General features: G+C 63.3%; 15 protein-coding genes and 1 pseudogene. 5 read left to right on the plus strand and 11 right to left on the minus strand.

Features of this window, described 5'->3' with window-relative positions:
* Positions 1-67 precede the first annotated feature (67 nt).
* Both AMC88_RS34680 and AMC88_RS33140 read left to right on the plus strand, forming a co-directional pair.
* Positions 68-195 (plus strand): annotated as a pseudogene (locus AMC88_RS34680) (MYG1 family protein); the annotation flags it as partial.
* Positions 176-397 carry a hypothetical protein gene (locus tag AMC88_RS33140; protein ID WP_141397933.1) on the plus strand — a complete coding sequence of 74 codons (222 nt, stop codon included), beginning with the start codon at positions 176-178 and terminating at the stop codon, positions 395-397. The pseudogene AMC88_RS34680 and the gene AMC88_RS33140, both read left to right, overlap by 20 nt.
* Before the next feature lie 158 nt (positions 398-555).
* Here the strand turns inward: AMC88_RS33140 and ilvC are convergent, their stop codons facing one another.
* Both ilvC and AMC88_RS14055 read right to left on the minus strand, forming a co-directional pair.
* The gene (ilvC, locus tag AMC88_RS14050) at positions 556-1,575 is read right to left on the minus strand and encodes a ketol-acid reductoisomerase (RefSeq protein WP_004668557.1); all 1,020 of its coding nucleotides are present in this window, start codon (positions 1,573-1,575) and stop codon (positions 556-558) included.
* 50 nt (positions 1,576-1,625) lie between these two features.
* Positions 1,626-2,291 (minus strand): TetR/AcrR family transcriptional regulator, encoded by a 666-nt coding sequence (locus tag AMC88_RS14055; RefSeq protein WP_010017716.1) that lies wholly within the window; start codon positions 2,289-2,291, stop codon positions 1,626-1,628.
* Between the two features lie 173 nt (positions 2,292-2,464).
* Here AMC88_RS14055 and AMC88_RS14060 point away from each other — a divergent pair, with 173 nt between their 5' ends.
* On the plus strand, positions 2,465-2,923 hold the full coding sequence (locus tag AMC88_RS14060) for a hypothetical protein (protein ID WP_064825452.1): 459 nt from the start codon (positions 2,465-2,467) through the stop codon (positions 2,921-2,923).
* Between the two features lie 15 nt (positions 2,924-2,938).
* On the opposite strand, the gene AMC88_RS14065 is transcribed toward AMC88_RS14060, so the two are convergent.
* From AMC88_RS14065 to AMC88_RS14090, 6 genes are all read right to left on the minus strand, one after another.
* Entirely contained in the window at positions 2,939-4,570 is a 1,632-nt protein-coding gene (locus tag AMC88_RS14065; protein ID WP_064825453.1) for an FGGY-family carbohydrate kinase, read from the minus strand.
* Positions 4,571-4,719: 149 nt separating this feature from the next.
* On the minus strand, positions 4,720-5,436 hold the full coding sequence (locus AMC88_RS14070) for an HAD family hydrolase (RefSeq protein WP_010023529.1): 717 nt from the start codon (positions 5,434-5,436) through the stop codon (positions 4,720-4,722).
* A gap of 3 nt (positions 5,437-5,439) precedes the next feature.
* Positions 5,440-6,168: a glycerophosphodiester phosphodiesterase family protein gene (locus AMC88_RS14075; protein ID WP_064825454.1), complete on the minus strand. Its 729-nt coding sequence runs from the start codon at positions 6,166-6,168 to the stop codon at positions 5,440-5,442.
* A 28-nt stretch (positions 6,169-6,196) separates the two neighbouring features.
* On the minus strand, positions 6,197-7,117 hold the full coding sequence (locus AMC88_RS14080; protein WP_064825455.1) for an ABC transporter permease subunit: 921 nt from the start codon (positions 7,115-7,117) through the stop codon (positions 6,197-6,199).
* A gap of 2 nt (positions 7,118-7,119) precedes the next feature.
* Positions 7,120-8,112, minus strand: coding sequence for an ABC transporter permease subunit (locus AMC88_RS14085; protein ID WP_064825456.1), 993 nt, complete (start codon positions 8,110-8,112; stop codon positions 7,120-7,122).
* A complete protein-coding gene (locus AMC88_RS14090) occupies positions 8,099-9,457 on the minus strand; it encodes an extracellular solute-binding protein (protein ID WP_064825457.1) in 1,359 nt (452 codons plus the stop codon). The genes AMC88_RS14085 and AMC88_RS14090 overlap by 14 nt, the downstream gene beginning before the upstream one ends.
* Positions 9,458-9,607: 150 nt before the next feature.
* Here AMC88_RS14090 and AMC88_RS14095 point away from each other — a divergent pair, with 150 nt between their 5' ends.
* Together AMC88_RS14095 and AMC88_RS14100 are read left to right on the plus strand one after the other, a co-directional pair.
* Positions 9,608-10,642, plus strand: coding sequence for a sn-glycerol-3-phosphate import ATP-binding protein UgpC (locus AMC88_RS14095; protein WP_012484421.1), 1,035 nt, complete (start codon positions 9,608-9,610; stop codon positions 10,640-10,642).
* An 81-nt stretch (positions 10,643-10,723) separates the two neighbouring features.
* Positions 10,724-11,728 (plus strand): sugar-binding transcriptional regulator, encoded by a 1,005-nt coding sequence (locus AMC88_RS14100; protein WP_016733536.1) that lies wholly within the window; start codon positions 10,724-10,726, stop codon positions 11,726-11,728.
* Here AMC88_RS14100 and AMC88_RS14105 read toward each other — a convergent pair.
* The 3 genes from AMC88_RS14105 to AMC88_RS14115 all read right to left on the minus strand — a co-directional run bounded on the left by AMC88_RS14105 (position 11,723) and on the right by AMC88_RS14115 (position 15,473).
* Positions 11,723-13,405, minus strand: coding sequence for a hypothetical protein (locus AMC88_RS14105; RefSeq protein WP_064825458.1), 1,683 nt, complete (start codon positions 13,403-13,405; stop codon positions 11,723-11,725). The genes AMC88_RS14100 and AMC88_RS14105 overlap by 6 nt on opposite strands.
* On the minus strand, positions 13,405-14,460 hold the full coding sequence (locus AMC88_RS14110; RefSeq protein WP_016733537.1) for a glycosyltransferase family 2 protein: 1,056 nt from the start codon (positions 14,458-14,460) through the stop codon (positions 13,405-13,407). Before AMC88_RS14110 ends, AMC88_RS14105 begins: the two co-directional genes overlap by 1 nt.
* Before the next feature lie 104 nt (positions 14,461-14,564).
* On the minus strand, positions 14,565-15,473 hold the full coding sequence (locus AMC88_RS14115) for an AraC family transcriptional regulator (protein WP_064825459.1): 909 nt from the start codon (positions 15,471-15,473) through the stop codon (positions 14,565-14,567).
* Positions 15,474-15,530 lie beyond the last annotated feature (57 nt).

The following is a 15,530-nucleotide window of genomic DNA, read 5'->3' on the forward strand; positions in this document are numbered from 1 at the left end:
CTGGTTCGAGATCAGACGTTTTCCTGTGCGGCAATTCGCATAGCCGATCGACCACGGAATCGCGTCCGGCGTGCCCGGCGCAAGCTTCTGCCACAATGGCCGCTTCATCGCCGCTGCCAGGAACCCGCCGCAGCAATTGCTATGGCCAAGCTTGCGGTCATAAGGCCGCCTCTATTTGAGAGGTCTGATATTTGATGCGACCGCTTCTAAGATCGGCGGCAGCGGCGTTGTCAATCCGGCGGCCCAGCGCGAAAAGGCAGACACCGCAATTCTCTTATTTCATCGAGTAGGGTTCGACGAGCCAATGCCGTTGTGGCGGTATCGCATCGATCAAGCCGATGAACGCATTTTCGATGAAATTGCCCTTGAACCATTCAAGGACGTGAATGCGCATTAAAGCGTCCCGAGGCTGTCTTCCAGTCTTGCCTTACAGAACGCGTAATCGCTTCAAACACATCAAAATCCCAATATCACAGCGTCGATAACGGAATCAGCAATAACAAAAGAGGCCGGAGCTTCCACCCCGGCCTGCCTGTTTGATGTCGGCCAAATCGCTTAGTTGACCGACTTGTCGACCAGCTTGTTCTTGCCGATCCAGGGCATCATGCCGCGCAGCTTGGCGCCGACTTCCTCGATCTGGTGGCTGTCGTTGTTGCGGCGGATGCCCTTGAAGCGGGCGGCACCCGAGCGGTATTCCTGCATCCATTCGGAGGTGAACTTGCCGGTCTGGATGTCCTTGAGGACGCGCTTCATCTCGGCCTTGGTCTCTTCGGTGATAATGCGCGGACCCGTGACGTATTCGCCCCACTCGGCCGTGTTGGAGATCGAGTAATTCATGTTGGCGATGCCGCCTTCATAGATCAGGTCGACGATCAGCTTCACTTCGTGCAGGCACTCGAAATAGGCCATTTCGGGCGCGTAACCGGCTTCGGTCAGCGTTTCGAAACCGGCGCGGATGAGCTCGACGAGACCGCCGCAGAGAACGACCTGTTCGCCGAAGAGGTCGGTTTCGCACTCTTCGCGGAAGTTGGTTTCGATGATGCCCGAACGGCCGCCGCCGACGCCGCAGGCGTAGGAGAGAGCGAGTTCAAGCGCGTTTCCGGATGCGTTCTGGTGAACGGCAACGAGGCAGGGAACGCCGCCGCCCTTCTGGTATTCGCCGCGAACCGTGTGGCCCGGGCCCTTCGGCGCGATCATGACGACGTCGACCGAAGCCTTCGGCTCGATCAAGCCGAAGTGAACGTTGAGGCCGTGGGCAAACGCGATGGCTGCGCCGTCGCGGATGTTCGGCGCGATGTCGGCCTTGTAGATGTCGGCCTGCAGCTCGTCCGGCGTCGCCATCATCATCAGGTCGGCCCAACCGGCAGCTTCGGCAACGGTCATGACCTTGAAGCCGTCGGCTTCGGCCTTCTTGACGGTGGGCGAACCGGCCTTCAGAGCGATGACGAGGTTCTGGGCGCCGCTGTCCTTGAGGTTCAGCGCATGGGCGCGGCCCTGCGAACCATAGCCGATGACAGCGACCTTCTTGGCCTTGATGAGGTTGAGATCGGCATCACGATCGTAATAGACGCGCATTTGAAGTTCCTTCCCTTGTGCTTGTCCTGTTGACTGTCATTAAGGCGAAATCAGCCGAGAGCCGGCATCTCCGCCAGTACCTTTTCCGTGCCGTAGAGCCGGAGGAAGGCGGTCACCGCCTTCTCCGCCTGGCGCGCGGTATCCTTGAGGCCGGGCTCCCCGAGCAGCATGCGCACATGCAGGTCGGAGACCACAAGGCCGTATAGCGTATGATAGGCCTCGTCGGCATCGACAAAGCGCAGCAGCCCCGCCCTCTTGCCGGCATCGATCAGCGCCATGGCGCGCCGGTCGATCTGGCGGCGGCCGCGCTCCAGCAGAAGCTTTCCGAGCTTCGAGCCGTCGCGATGCGACTGCCCGATGGCGAGCCGGTTCAGCGCCAGCGAGACGTCGCCGGCCAGCACCTCGAGCAGGTCGCGCGCGAAGATGACGACATGGTCGTGCAGGCTCGCCGCCGTCAGCCGCTCGCCGTTGCGCTCGAAGGTGCGCACCTTGCTCGCCTGATAGGCGATCATCGCAGAGAGCAGACCGTCGCGGTCGCCGAACCACTTGTAGAGGCTTTCCTTCGAGCAATTGGCGGCGCGCGCCACCCCCGAGGTCGTCAGCGCCTTCTCGCCGCCATCGACGAGCAGCCGCAGCGCCTGCTCCAGAACGGCGTTCTGGCGCGGCGAAAATTCGCTCGGCTCTGCAGTATCGACGGACACGGTCATGGCTCCCATATACGTACCGTACGGTACGGTTCGTGAGCTTTATGCGGCAAACCCATCGGGCCGTCAAGCAGGGCCCGGCAGATTTTTATACGGGAAAGGCGGGCGCAGCACCAGAATTGGATAGGCGGACACTGATGGCGATTGCATAATGCTTGTCGAACGTCATTTGCCGGGAGCCTTCCATGCCGCGCCATTCTGCTGCCCTTCTCCTGGCCGGAGCGATGCTCCTGGCGACGGCGCCCTTCACCGGCCGCGCCGCCGCGCAGGCGGATAGCGAGGTCTATGATCGCATCGAGGAATTGCACGGCGATGCGGCGGGCTTCGATCGGCCGCTGCGCCAGCTCGTTCTCGCCATGCGCTCCGGCGATGCCGAGACCATTGCCGGCCTTGCCGAATATCCGCTGAGCGTGAAGGCCAATGGCGAAACCTACGATGTCGAGAACCCCGAGGATTTCGTCGAGAATTTCGACGATCTGGTGACGCCGGAGACCCGCCGCGCCGTCGGCCGCCAGCAATATGAGGATCTCTTCGTCAGCAGCGAGGGCGTGATGCTCGCAAACGGCGCCGTCTGGATGGGCGCGGTCTGCGACGACAACGCCTGCGACGAGAGCCATTGGGCGATCATCGCCATCAACAATTAGCCTCGCGCAGACATGTCAGCCATCGCTGCGAAGCTTGCGCGCCAACGTCTGCAACTCCTTGAAGGCTTCGTAACGCTTGCGGTGGAGATCGGAAATCTCACCCTGCGACGGCTGAAAACGTGTTTCCACCCTGGTGAGTTCGCTCATCGCCGCGCGCACATCGGCAAATTGGCGGCCGGCGACAGCCCCGAGAATGGCCGCGCCGAGCAGCACCGGCTCCTCGGCCTTCGTAGCGACCACCGGCTTGCCGCTCGCATCGGCGAGCACCTGGCGGACGAAATCGTGCTGGCCGGCGCCGCCGCTGATGACGATGTTTTCGACGCTGACGCCCGCCTCGGCCTGCGTTTCGATGATCTGCCTGAGGCCGTAGCCGATGCCGCAAAGCCCGGCGATGTAGAGCGCAACCAGACTGTCGAGATCCCGCTCCATGCCGAGACCGGCGATAACAGCCCGGGCATGCGGATCGGCAAAGGGCGCGCGGTTGCCGAGGAACTCGGGAACGACATGCAGGCCGGCCGCCAGCTTGACCGCATCGGAAGCACGGCCTGCCCTGCCGGCGGCCATGTCGGCAAGCAGGACCGGCAGCGCAGTGCCGGCGCTCGTCGCAAGCTCCCTCGCCTCGCCGGCCGCCGGATGGAAGGAGAGGAGCTGGTCGATCGCCGCGCCGGCGGCACTCTGGCCGCCCTCGTTCAGCCAGAGCCCCGGCACCATCGCCGAATAGTAAGGACCCCAGACGCCGGAAACGAAAGACGGTTCTGCCGTCGAGGTCATCGTGCAGGAAGAGGTCCCGAAGACATAGGCGAGATTGGCCTGCGGATCGGCGCCGACGGTTCCGACGCCGCCGGCATGGGCATCGATCAGCCCGGCCGCGACGGCCGTTCCCGGCACCAGGCCGAGTTCACCCGCTGCCGCAGCAGTCAGTCCCTGGCCAAGCGCCGAACCGGGCTCGACGATGGACGTGCCGATGCGGGCAAAACCTTCGTCTGCCAGCATGCCGAGGCCGATCTGATGGAAATAGCTGCCGTCCCAGCGCTTCTCATGGGCGAGATAGGTCCACTTGCAGGTGACCGTGCAGGTCGAGCGCGACAGGTCGCCGGTCGCCCGCCAAGTCAGGAAATCCGCAAGATCGAAGAATTGCCAGGCGGCATCGAACACGGCGGGACGGTTTTCCCGGAGCCAGAGAAGCTTCGGCGTTTCCATCTCGGGCGAGATGCGGCCGCCGACATAACGCAGTACGTCGTGGCCGAAGGCATTGATGCGCTCCGCCTGCGGGACGGCGCGGTGGTCCATCCACACGATGATATCCCGGTCCGGATCTTCCGACGGTCCGACGGGCAGCGGCTTGCCGCCTTCGCCGAGGACGACGAGCGAGCAGGTGGCGTCGAAGCCGAGCCCGACCACCGAAGCCGGATCGACGCCGGCTGCGGCAACCGCCTCCTGCACGGCGGCGCAAACCGCCCGCCAGATCTCGCTGCTCGACTGCTCGACGATGGAACCGGCTTCATGAAACAGGCTGATATTGCGCTTGGCGGAGGCAAGCATGCTGCCGGCCATATCGAACAGGCCCGCCCGGGCGCTGCCGGTGCCGACATCGACGCCGATGACATATCTGGCATCCGCTTCCGGGGTATGAGATGTGTCGCTCATGGTCTCTCGCTTCAGATCGCCTGCGATCGGGTTGATGGGTGTTTCAGCCGGATTTCAAAACCTGTGTCTGGAAAGATCGCCTCCGGGGAGGCTGACATTACGCAGTCGCGGCGCCATGGCAAGGAGGTCAGCGCGCTGGACAGACGCCGTCACAGCCTTCCTCCGACATTTTCGAGAATGGCGGTAAGTTCCCCCGCCCCTGTAGCGACGGCGGTCGCTCCGGCGGCATCGAGCACCGCGCGGCGGCCGGGCCTCGGATCGGCCGGATCGACGAACCCGATGGCCGTCATGCCTGCGGCGATTGCCGCCGCCACGCCATGGACGCTGTCGTCAATCATGACTGACTTGCCCGGGCGCGCCCGGAAACGCTCTGCGCAATGCAGCAGCAGATCCGGGGCCGGCTTCGGCCGCGAGACAGCTTCGGCGCTGAACACGCCCTCGCCGAAGGCACTCCAGAGATCGAGCTTGCCCAGGCTGTTGCGCAGCCGCTGCATCGTGCTGTTCGAGGCGACGCATTTCGGACGGTCGAGGCTGTTGACGACCTCGGCGATGCCGGCAATCGGCGTCAGCGAACGGGCGAACTCCTCGAACAGATGAAGATGCCACTGCTCGAACAGCGCGGCGACATTGCTGATTCCGTATTCGCGCCGGCACATTTCGGCGATGATGCTTTCCGAATTGCCGGTGAATTTGACATGGGCCTCCGCCGCGCTGATCGCAACGCCTGCGCCTTGCAGCGTTTCCGCAAGCGTACGGCTGGCGATCGGCTCGCTGTCGATCAACACGCCGTCACAATCGAAGATCACGAGGTCGATGCTGTCCATGGCGCCTCGCGTGCCGGGATGATCGATGCGGCTATCGAGCATGCCTCACCTCCGCGCCTGCAGGGCGAGATCCGGCCGGTCCGTGGTGATCTGCCGGATCGGTTTGGTAAGCCAATATTCGAGATCGCTCGTCTCGTTCGGAACCCAGGCGCCGAGCCGGTCGAGCGGCACGAGCCTGGTAATCTCGTCCCACTGCGCCTGAAGCAGCGACTTCTCGACGGCGATGATATCCGAGCATTGCTTCATCAGGCTGAGGCCGCTCGCAAGGCTGAGGCGCTCGGCCGACTTGGCGTCGAAGGACGACAGGGTGCGAATCCCGGGCGCGGCTTTGCGGATATCGGCAAGCACCTCGGGATGAAAACTCGTCAGGATCGAGCGCTCCGTCAGAGCAAGCCGCTCGACGGCGGCGAATGCCTTGGCGGCCAGCCCCTCGTAGGGCGTGCCATCGGCATGGGTCTTCAGTTCGATATGAAGCTCGAGCGGCGTGTTCTTGAAGACGGCAAGCACCTCTTCCAAGGTCGGGATCGCCTCCCCGTCGCTGTCCTTGAGGTTGATTTCACGATGTTTTCCGTGGCCGAGATCGGCGACCGGCCCATTTGCATCCGTCGTGCGTTCGAGCGTCGGGTCGTGAATGACGAGCATTTCGCCCGAGCGAGTCAGGTGGATGTCGAATTCCACGCCGTCGACCGGCATTTGCGCAAGTTTGCGGAAGCCCGAAAGACTGTTTTCAGGCCAGAGATTGCGGCCACCGCGGTGGCCGATGATATGCACCATCGTCTGAATATCCTTGAAGTTCGGCGTGTTACTTTCCCGAGTCCACCAGCCCCTTGGTGAACCAGCGTTGCATGAAGAGAATGACGGCCGCAGGCGGCAGCATGACGAGCAGCGCAGCGCTCATCGCAATGTTCCAGGCGGGTGCGGAGTCGGAGACCGGAACGAGCTGCTTCAGCCCGAGCACCGCCGTTCCCATCTCCTTGTCGGTGGTGAAGAGCAGCGGCCACAAATACTGGTTCCAGCCATAGAGAAACAGGATGATCGAGAGCGCCGCGATATTGGCGCTCGACAGCGGCAGCAGGATATCCTTGAAGAACTTCAAGGGGCCGGCGCCGTCGAGTTTGGCCGCCTCGCAAAGCTCGTCGGGAACGGTCAGGAAGAACTGCCGGAACAGGAAGGTTGCCGAGGCGGAGGCGATCAGCGGCAGGATCAGGCCGGCATAGCTGTTGACCATGTTCCATTTCAAAGAGGCTTCGATGCTGTATCCCGTCAGCCCTTCGACGACACCGGAAAGGCCGATCACCCCGGCCAGCCAACGGATCGGCCCGGCGGCATCGGCGACCGCCTCATAGGTCGGGATGATGCGGACCTCGACCGGAAGCATCAGCGACACGAAGATCAGCCAGAACGCCGTCATGCGGAACGGGAAGCGGAAATAGGTGACGCCGAACGCGGCGATCAGCGAGATCGCCAGCTTGCCGACGACGATGCCGGCGGTGACGATGATCGAATTCAGGAACAGCTGCGAGAATTCGCCCTGCTGCCAGGCGGCGGCGAGATTTTCGAAGAAATGCGAGCCCGGCAACACCGGAAACGGCGCCTGCTGAACCTCCTGCAGGGTCAGCGAGCCGGCGACGAAGGCGAAATAGAGCGGCAGGCAGACGAAAACCGCGCCGATCAGCAATATGGCGTGGCAGAAGATCGAAAGACCGAGATGGCGTTCGGGCATGGCTACACCTGGTAATTGACCTTGCGCTCGAGCGCACGGAATTGAACGATGGTGAAGAGGATGGCGATCAGCATTAAAAGCACCGATTGCGCGGCCGACGAGCCGAGGTCGAGCTGCACGAAACCGTCCTGATAGACCTTGTAGACCAGGCTGTTCGTCGCCCCCGCCGGACCGCCGCGGGTGACCGCATCGATGATGCCGAAGGTTTCGAACAGGCCGTAGACGAAGTTCATCACCACGAGGAAGAAGATCGTCGGCGAGATCAGAGGAAGCGAAATGGTTAAGAAGCGCCGCACCGGCCTTGCGCCATCGAGCTTTGCCGCCTCCAGCAGCGAGGCGGGCACGGCCAGCAACGCGGCGACGAGGAAGATGTAGTCGTAGCAGACATTCTTCCAGACCGAGGCGATCGTCACCAGAAGCTGCGCATCGAAAGGCCGCCGGTTCGGATCCCATTCAAAGCCGAACCCATGCAGAAGCTGAGCGACCGGACCCACCGCCGGATTGAACAGGAAGGCCCAGATGACGCCCGAAATGACAGGCGCGATCGCATAGGGAAGCAGGATGATGCTCTTGTAGATCCCCCTGCCCCTGATCACGAAATCGGTCGCGAAGGCAAAGAGACCGGCAAGCAGAAGCGTTGCGGCGTTCTGGGCAACGGTGAACCAGAGCGTGAACAGCGCGCTACCGCGATATTCCGGGCTGGCGAACAGATTGTAGAAATTCGTGAGCCCAACGAAAATCTCAGTGCCGCCGAAGGGATCGACCTGAACGAAGGCCAGCGACAGCGCCTTGTAGGAGGGGATGAAAAAGAAGAACAGCAGGATCAGCAGCTGCGGCGCGACTAGGCCGAAGGCAAGCCACGGCCTGTTGAAATGGGCGGACTTCAACCCGGCCTCCGACGGCTGCCCGATGGAGCGCCCCGTCGACAGAAGATCCGGGATGCGAAGGCGCCGGAAGGCGCCTTCCATCTTTCCCATGGTTCTACTTTGCTGCATGAAGCTGCTCGTACTGGCGAAGGATCTGGTTGCCGCGCGCCGCCGCCGCATCCAGCGCCTGCTGCGGGGTCTTCTGACCGGTCCATACACCCTGGATCTCTTCCACCAGAAGCGCCATCGACTGGTTATGGTTGCCGAAGCGGAAGCCGCGCGAATTGTCGGTGGGCGTGCCGCGCGTCAGCTGGAGAATGGCGATCTCGCGGGTCGGGTGATCCTTGAAATAGCCCTCGGACTTGGCCTGCTCATAGGCGGCGTTGGTGACGGGCACATAGCCGGTCTGCTTGCTCCACCAGACCTGCGTCTTCGGTGAGGCGAGGAAGTTCAGGAAGGCGGCAGCGCCGGCATATTCCTCCTCCGACTTGCCTTTCAGGACCCAGAGCGCGCCGCCGCCGATGGTGCTGTTCTTCGGCTCGATGCCTTCCTCATGCGGCAGGAAGGTCGCGCTCCAATTGAATTTCGCGCCGCTTTCGACGGCAGCATGGGCCGCGGTGGAGGCCACATAGGTCGAGCAGGTGCCCGAGGTGAAGAGCTGGTCGGGCGAGAGTCCCTGGCCGGCGATCTGCAGGATGCCGGCGTCGAGCCACGTCTTCAGGCGCGTCACCTGGCCGACGACGAGCGGGCTCTTGTTGAAGATGAATTCGGTGTCGAGGCCGCCGAAGCCATTCGCCTTGGTGCCATAAGGCTGGTCCTGGATCGCCGCGTAGTTCTCGATCAGGCTCCAGTAGAAGTCGTTCGCCAGCGCCATCTGGCACTTCGAAACGCCCTTCTCCTTGATGGCGCGTAGTTGCTTGTCGAGCTCCTGCCAGGTCTCGCCCGGCTTGTCGAAGCCGGCTGCCTTGAAGTGATCGGCATTGTACCAGAAGATCGGCGTCGAGCTGTTGAAGGGCATCGCCGCCGGCTTGCCGTCGACGAGATAGAAACCGGCGACCGGCGCGACGAAATCGTTCCAGTCGATCTTGTAGCCTTCCTTTTCCATCAGTTCCGGAACCGGAATGATGGCGCCCGAATTGTACATGGTCAGGAATCCCCGCTCGGCCGCCTGGATCAGCACCGGCTGCTGGTGGACGCGGTAGGCTGCCACCATCGCCGCCATGGTCTCCTCGTAATTGCCTTTGCCGATGCCGACGACCTCGTATTTGTCCTGCGAGGCGTTGAAGTCGGCAATCAGCTTGTTGGTAATCTCGGCGAGGCGCCCGCCTGCCGCATTCCACCATTCGATCTTGACGCGATCGGCCGCGCTGGCGTCACCCGCAGCTGCCAATCCGAGCGTCACCAGAGCCGCACCCGCCGCGAACGAGCGGATCGTCCGCCGCAAACGGGCGCCCATCGAAGACTTTGCCGTCATTTCGTTTTCCTCTCCATAGCCGTTGTTCGCCGACCGGCGCGTCTGCGCCGGTCAACCCCTCCCAGAGCGGCGATAAAACAAGGTTGGGGTTACTTGTTACAAATGTCAATAGCGTGTTACAATTGTATGACGACGGCGAAGGAGGATGCCATGGCAGCGATCGAACTCATCGACTTGAAGAAGAATTACGGCGCGGTTCCCGCGGTGAAAGGGATCAATCTCAGCGTCGCCGACGGCGAAATGATCGTGCTGGTCGGGCCTTCGGGATGCGGGAAGTCGACCCTGCTGCGGATGATTGCCGGCCTCGAAGCCATCAGCTCGGGCCACCTCAGGATCGCTGGAAACGACGTCGGCCATGTCGATCCGGCCGATCGCAACATCGCCATGGTCTTCCAGAATTACGCGCTCTATCCCCACATGACCGTTCGCCAGAATCTCGAATACGGCCTCAAGAACCGCCGCGTGCCGCGCGGCGAGATCGACCGGCGAATCGCCAACGCCGCCGGCATTCTGGAGATCGGCGAGTTCCTCGAGCGGCGCCCTCGCCAGCTTTCCGGCGGCCAGCGCCAGCGCGTCGCCATGGGCCGCGCCATCGTCCGCGATCCCGCCGCCTTCCTGTTCGACGAGCCTCTGTCCAATCTCGATGCGAAGCTTCGCGTGCAGATGCGCGTCGAAATCCGCAGGCTGCAGCGGCAGCTGAAGACGACGAGCCTCTATGTCACGCACGACCAGCTCGAGGCCATGACGCTGGCCGACCGGCTGGTCGTCATGAATGGCGGCCGGATCGAGCAGATCGGCACGCCGATCGAGGTCTATCGGCGCCCCGAAACCGTCTTCGTCGCCGGCTTCATCGGCTCTCCGCCGATGAACCTCATCGATCTGGACGAGCTCGGCCCCTGCGACCTCCCGCTGCCGAGAGATACGGATCTCATCGGCATCAGGCCGGGCGCGGTCGATCTCGGCGCCGGATCGGCGCACGATCTCCGGTTCGACGCTTATGTCGAATTGATCGAGACCGTCGGCGACGAGAACAACGTGCATCTGCGCATCGACGGCAGCGATAGGCGCATCGTGGCGAGCGTCCCCACCGATCGGCACCTGCAGGAAGGCGAGCGCATGTCCTGTCATGTGCGGAGGGATGATCTGCATCCCTTCAACAGGACGACGGGGCGGCGAACCGATTGACGGCTGACGGCGGTCCCCTGCGATTGACAAGCGCCGGGGATTTGAGATCCATGGCGTCGAAGCGGAGGCGCAGTTTATCGCATGTCACAGAACAGAAGTGCTTCTCTCGCGCCCGTAGCGCTGCCCGACGAGCAGATGCAGGTGCGCGTCGTCTGGCTCTATTACATGGAGGGACGCACGCAGGGCGAGATCGCCGAAGCGCTGTCGACCAACCGGCTTCGCGTCAACAAGATCATCGCCGAGGCGCGCCGCTCCGGCCTCGTGACGATCACCCTCAATTCCCGGCTGACCTCCTGCGTCGCCCTGGAACAGCAGCTGGCGGCGGAATTCTCGCTCAATCGCGCGATCATCGTACCGACGCCGGAGGATGCGGAACTCATCCCCGTCCTGCTCGGCCAGGCGGCCGCCGATTATCTCGTGCAATTGCTGAACGGCGGCAACATCCGCGGCGTCGGCGTCGGCTGGGGGGCGACGCTGCGCGAAATGGTGCGTCATATGCCGTCGCTGAGGCGGCCCGATCTCTGCGTCAATTCGGTCATGGGCGGGCTGACGCACGGCATCGAGATCAATACGTTCGACATTGCGAGCGATCTCGCCCGCCAGCTCAATGCCGAATGCGCCTACCTGGCAGCGCCGATCTATGCCGGCAGCCCGGAGTCGCGCACCGCGATCATCAAGCAGGACGTTTTTGAAACGGCTTTTCGCCAGATCGAAGCCAATGACGTCATCGTGCTCAGCATCGGCGACATGACCGAACGCTCGCTGCTGATGCGCTACGGCCTGCCGAGCAGCATCAATATCGAGGAACTGGTCGCAGCCGGCGCCTGCGGCGATGTTCTCGGCCAGTTCGTCGACAAGACAGGACGGCCGATCGAACATGCGATCAACAGATGCGCCATCGCTCCCGAACTCGAAGCCCTGCGCGCCATTCCCAATGTCATCTTCGCCTCTGGCGGCCTGAACAAGGCGCAGGCCATCGCCGCCGTGCTGCTGTCGGGACTTGGCAACGTGCTGATCTGCGACGAAGAGACGGCCCGGCAGGCGCGACAGCTTGCGCTCGATCTCAAAACAGGCAGCGGTTCATAGAGCCGCCACGCAACCGGCGGGAGCCGAAAGAGGTTCCGCCGGCGCCGCCTTGTCGATCGCGTAGAGCTTGGTGAAACCGGCATCCTCGACCAGCGTGAGGCCGGCCGGCATCGCGGTGCCGACATAACGGTCGGGAATATCGGCATTGGCGACAAGGATGAAATCGAAACGTTCGCGCCAGTCGGAAAGATAAGGCGCATAGGCTTTGTATCCCTGCATCATCTCAGGGCAGGAAAGCACGCCGATCGACACCAGATTGCCCTCGGGAACCGCGATCTCCGACCAGGGCGGCAGAACGGTGAGCGGCTGCTTGCCTTTGGCCGTGAACAGCGTCGGCACGAAAGCATGCGAGAAGGGCACGGCGAGCGTCGGCAGGTGCCGGAAGGTGTCCAGCCCCCAGGCAAAATGCCGGTTGGAGTGAGCAAAACCGCCGACGATCTCGGCTTCGTGCCCCAGAGGCAGAACGGCCGCGCCGGCCGGCACCTTTTTGAGCACGGTCTCGACGGCAGCGACGTCCTTCTGCGCCAGCCACCAGTTCCAGCCGACCCAGCCGGTCCGGCCGAAAACCGCGATGTTGACGATAAGCGCCAGCAACAGCGCCTGGCGGCGCGTCAGATTGGCGAAGGGGCACACCATCGCCATGGCGACGAGCGCCGCCATAACGGGAAAGCGCCAGCTGATCCATCCGGTGCCGAGCATGTGGAGCGGTGAGATGCAAGAGAGAAGCAGCAGCCCGCAGGCGGCAACCGCAAGCCCCGCATGCACTCGGATGTTGCCCGTGCGAACGGCGCGCGTGCAGATGAGGATCAGCGGCAGAACCAGCAGGACATCGACGACCGGGACATAGGTGGTGATGGCGGAAAGCAGGTTCATGACGATCAGAACGATGCCATCGTTCCAGACCAGCCCAAGGCCATCGCCGCCGGCATTCGGCAACGCGGTGGTGCGCAGATAGAGCGCGAGCGGCGGCAGGGCGCAGGCGCCGATCGCCAGCGTCAAACGGCCGGCAAGCCGCATCAGCCCCGCCTTCGACCGCAAGATGTCGAAACGCCAGGAAAATTCGAGGCCGCAGACAACAGCCATATAGAAGCCGAGCGAGAAGATGTGCATCACCGTCAAGAGCAGTGCGGCGGCCAGCCGCCAGGCAAACAGCAGGGCGAAATTGCGGCGCTGCAGCCGCAGGTCGGCGCAGGCGAAGAACAGGGCCATGCCGAGGCCGATCTGGAAATTGATGAAGCCGCCGACCATCGTCGCGCACCAGCCGAGCGACAGCATGGCGATCTGCCAATAGTGCCGGCCGCCGAACAGCGCCCGGTGCAGCGCGATCGAGCCAAGCGGCGGCAGCACGATCGCCAGGAAAAGCAAGGCCCGCGCCAGCCTGTCGGCGCCGACAAGCGGGCCTATCCAGGCCGCCAGAAGATCGATCCCGACATTGGTGAAGGTGCGGTTCCAATCGATCGCATAGATTTCGGGAAACGGCTGCTCACCGATGCCGCCCGAAAGAAGCCAGATGCGGGCGTAGTGATTGGCGTAATCGAGAACCGGCGGAAAGCGAAAGAAGAGCACCAGGGCCGCGGCAAGCGCCACGAAAGCAATGATCGCAACCGTCGAGTCCTGCCGGGCGGTCAGATCCTCAGGCCCGGCTGCCGCATGAACAGGCGCAGCGATCCGGTCCATCATCCGGTCCGGCTGTTCTTCTTCGAGCGCGGTTCGCCCGAGGTAAAGGCCGCATCCAGTGCTACGCGCTTGTCAGCGGCGCCCATTTCCGAAAAGGCCGTCGGCAGCTCGGCCTGTTCGCCGCCGCGCAGGATGGTCTCGATCATGAACATCGGGCGCTTCTTGCTCTCTTGCACGAGACGGCCGAGATATTCGCCGATGATGCCGATGCAGATCAGCTGGATGGCGCTGAAGGCGCTGACGGCGGCCATGATCGACGACCAGCCGGTGACCGTCTCGCCCTGCAGCCAGCGCACGAAGGTATAGACGAGCAGCGCCATCGCGACACCGGCGCTGACCATGCCGAGCCATGTGGCGATGCGCAGCGGCGTCGTCGAAAAGCTGGTGATCGCATCGAGCGCGAAATTGATCATCTTGCGCAGCGGATATTTCGTCGTGCCGGCAAAACGCGCGTCGCGCTCATAGGGCAGCGCCACCTGCCTGCCGCCGATCCAGCTGACCATGCCGCGAATGAAGCGATCGCGTTCCGGCATCGCCAGCAGGATATCGACGACGCGCCGGCGCATCAGCCGGAAATCGCCGGTATCGCGCGGAATAGTCACCGAAGCGAGCCTGGAAAGCGTTCGATAGAACAGCGAAGCGGTCGCGAGCTTGAACCAGGTCTCGCCCTCGCGGCGCGTGCGCTGGCCATAGACGACGTCGGCGCCCCGCTCCATGATCGGCATCATCATCAAGAGCAGCTCGGGCGGGTCCTGAAGATCGGCGTCGATCAAGAGCACGCGCTCACCGCGCGAGGCGGAAAGCCCTGCCGTCGATGCGAGCTGGTGGCCGTGATTGCGCAACAGACGAACGCCGAGCACCTGCGGAAGCTTCGCCGCCAGTTCCGAAATGATCTCCCAGGTGCCGTCGGAGGAACCGTCATCGACGAGGATAATCTCGAAGGCATCGCCGGCGACGCTTTGGGCGGCAGCAGCCGCGCGGCGGCAGAATTCGCGCAGCCCCTCTTCCTCGTTATGGCAAGGAGCGACGATGGAAAGAAGTGGTGCTTGCGTCATGCGCGCGTCGGTGCCTGCTGGATGTTTGGCGTCAGACTAGCCGCCAAAGGTCAAACATCCTTTAATACAGCGCAAAGCAAGTGTATCGCGCCGGGCGCGGTGCTCTATTCCGCCGCCATCATCTCGCGCACGCCGTCGATGTCGCGCGCCGGCGAAGCACCGTAGAGGCGGCTGTATTCGCGGCTGAACTGCGACGGGCTTTGATAGCCGACGCGGTGGCCGGCCGTGCCGGCATCCAGTCGCTCCACCAGCATCAGCCGGCGCGCCTCGTGCAGGCGAAGCTGCTTCTGGTATTGCACCGGCGTCATCGCTGTCACCGACTTGAAATGGTGATGGAAGGACGAAACGCTCATGTTGACGCGTTCGGCGAGGTCCTCGATGCGCAGTGGCCGGGCGAAATTCTCCTTCAGCCAGGCGACGGCCCGCGCGATCCTGTTGCTGTGGCTGTCCGCCGTGGCGATGTTGATCAGTCGCGCGCCGTGCGGCCCGGTCAGCACGCGGTAGAGGATCTCCTGCTCGATCAGCGGCGCCATGGCGGGAATGTCGCCTGGGCGATCGAGCAAGCGCAGCAGGCGGACGGCGGCATCCATCAGCTCCGGCGGCGCGACATTCACCACCATGCCGCGCTGCCCGTCGGTATCGGCGGCCGGTCGCGGAATATCGATGCGGCTGAGCAGTTCCAGGAGCTTCTCCGAATCGATCGCCAGCCCCAGGCAGAGATGCGGAACCTCGGGGCTTGCCTCCGTGACCCGCCAGGCGACCGGCAGGTCGAGCGACGTCAGGAGATAGTCCCCGGTCCCGTAGCTGATGCGTTCCGTGCCGAGCTGCAGGCTCTTGGCCCCCTGCAGCACGAAGGCGAAGCAGGGCCGGTAGCTGCTGTGCAAGGGATCGCTGGGCCTGGACCGGCGGCTGATGTGGAGATTGCCGATATTAGTCGAGAACTCGCCGTCATCTGGCGCGAAGCGCATCGCGATATCGACGATTTCCTGATAGGGGCTGAAGGGCAAAGTCATGCGGCAACTCTCTCTGTCAGCTGTCTGACTGTCAGCTGTCTGACGCGGGCGATACCG

It is taken from the genome of Rhizobium phaseoli (assembly GCF_001664385.1).
In the GTDB taxonomy this organism is placed as follows: Bacteria; Pseudomonadota; Alphaproteobacteria; order Rhizobiales; family Rhizobiaceae; genus Rhizobium; species Rhizobium phaseoli.